Origin of the sequence: Streptomyces sp. DvalAA-14, from assembly GCF_900091855.1 — a bacterium.
GTDB lineage: Bacteria > Actinomycetota > Actinomycetes > Streptomycetales > Streptomycetaceae > Actinacidiphila.
Map to the genome: position 1 here is coordinate 1 of NZ_FMCH01000321.1, position 1,872 is coordinate 1,872.

The window sequence follows — 1,872 nt, forward strand, 5'->3', positions numbered from 1 at the left end:
CCATCCGGGCCGACACCCGAGGGGCCATCCTGCCGCAGCGGCGCGGGCACGCGGGCCCGCCACGAGCACGCCGCCGCCCCCGCCGCGCCCTCGCCACGGGTGGCGGGCCGGGAGACGGCCCGCAGGCAATACGCTGAAGCCACGCGCCCACGCCGGCGGGGATGTCCCGCCGGACGCCCTCGCGGGGGCGGCTCGGTCGCGCCGTGCCCACAACCCGACCGTGAACGACCGCGCAGACCCGCGCACACTCCGAAGGGGAGCTCGTCCTATGTCCGCAAGTCCTCTCGTCCTGCCGCCGGTGCGGCTGCTGCCCGCGGACGAACTGGCGCGGCTGGCGCTGGGCGTACCGCTGCTGGACCGCGCGCTGCGGCTGGTGCGCTGGGTCGGCGCGGAGCGGCGGGTCGACGCCACCGGGGAACTCCTGGAGGCCGATCTGGTGCTGGCCGCCGCCGAACTCGGGATCGAGGGGGAGGACGCGCTCGCCGACGCCGCGCAGGCGTGGGGTGTGGCCGTGGAGGCCGGGCTGCTCACGCTGGAGATCGAGGAAGGCGCCGAGGAGCACGCCCTGGAGGGCGAGCCGGCCGGCCGGGCGGTGCGCGGCGACGCCTACGAGGCGGTCAGCGCCGGCGATCCCGACGACGTGCTGGAGGCATGGCTCACCGCGGCCGAGTACGGACTGGCCGACGCCGCCGCCGTCCCGGACTTCGACAGCCTGCGCGAGACGCTGGACGACGGCGACCGCTCGGTGCTGGACGAGGCGGACTGGGACCCGCAGGAGGCGGCGGAATTCCTGGACACCGCGCTGGCCAACCTCTACGTGCTGATGGCGATGGACGGCGGTGCGGCGGCCGGCGACGAGGAGCCGGAGGCGGCAGCGGAGGCCGGCGCCGTCCCGCTGCCGGTGCTGGCCGCGTCGCTGGTCGTACCGGACGAGATGGAGCAGCCCAGCGACGCCGTGCTCGAAGAGGTCACCGAGGTGATGATGCGGCTCGACGAGCAGTTCCGGCTGCTCGCGCCGACCGGACTGCTGGAGTACCAGCCGGTGGACGAGGCGCTGATCGACGAGGACGGCGAACAGGAACCGGCCGAGGCGGCCCTGGATCCGCTCGACCCGGACGAGATCTCCCGCTACGGACTCGTGCGGCTGACCCCGCTCGGCGTGCACGGGCTGCGCGAGCGGCTCACCGACGCCGGGGCGTACGCGCCCGTGGTCGGGGACCTGGCCGCCGGACCGGCGGTCGACCTGCTGGACGCGCTGATGGAGTACCCCGACCATGTGGCCCGCGCCGAGGCGGCGGCCTGGCTGGCCGACCGCAAACCGGCCGAGGCGGCCGCGGAGTTGCTGGTGGCCGCGCGCGGCGACGATCCGGGCGCGCCCGGCCGGCGGCTGATCTGCCAGCAGACCCTCGCGCTGCTCGGCCCCGAGGCGGAGCCGGCCCTGCGCGATGTGCTGGACGACCGCCAACTCGGCGGCCTGGCACGGGTCTGGCTGACCGAACGCGGCGCCGCCGACATTCCCGCGCCGGGCTCGGACATGGTCTTCTGGCTCACCATCGACACGCTGGCGGCCCAGCTGTCCGCCGACGACGACGCGGACCTGCTCGGCGAGATGGTCCGCGATCTCGTCGCCCGGCACGACGGCTTCTTCGACGCGGCCTGGCGGGTGGAGCACCCCGCGACCGCCGATGTGCTGGAGGCGATGGGCCGGCTCCACCCGGACCGCAAGATCGCCAAGGACGCCCGGAAGGCGGCTTTCAAGGCGCGTTCGCGCGAGGGCGCGACGAGCTGACCGCCGCGGTCCGGCCGGTGCGGCCACCCGCCCCGCCGGTCGGCCGGCCCCAGCCGGCGGTCCGCCCGTCGTCCGCGGGGTGC

General features: G+C 76.2%; 1 protein-coding gene. It reads left to right on the top strand.

Translation table 11 applies throughout. From position 1 onward, the window contains the following. Positions 1 to 268: 268 nt before the first annotated feature. The gene (locus GA0115240_RS16100) at positions 269 to 1,789 is read left to right on the top strand and encodes a hypothetical protein (protein ID WP_093737361.1); all 1,521 of its coding nucleotides are present in this window, start codon (positions 269 to 271) and stop codon (positions 1,787 to 1,789) included. Positions 1,790 to 1,872: the final 83 nt, after the last annotated feature.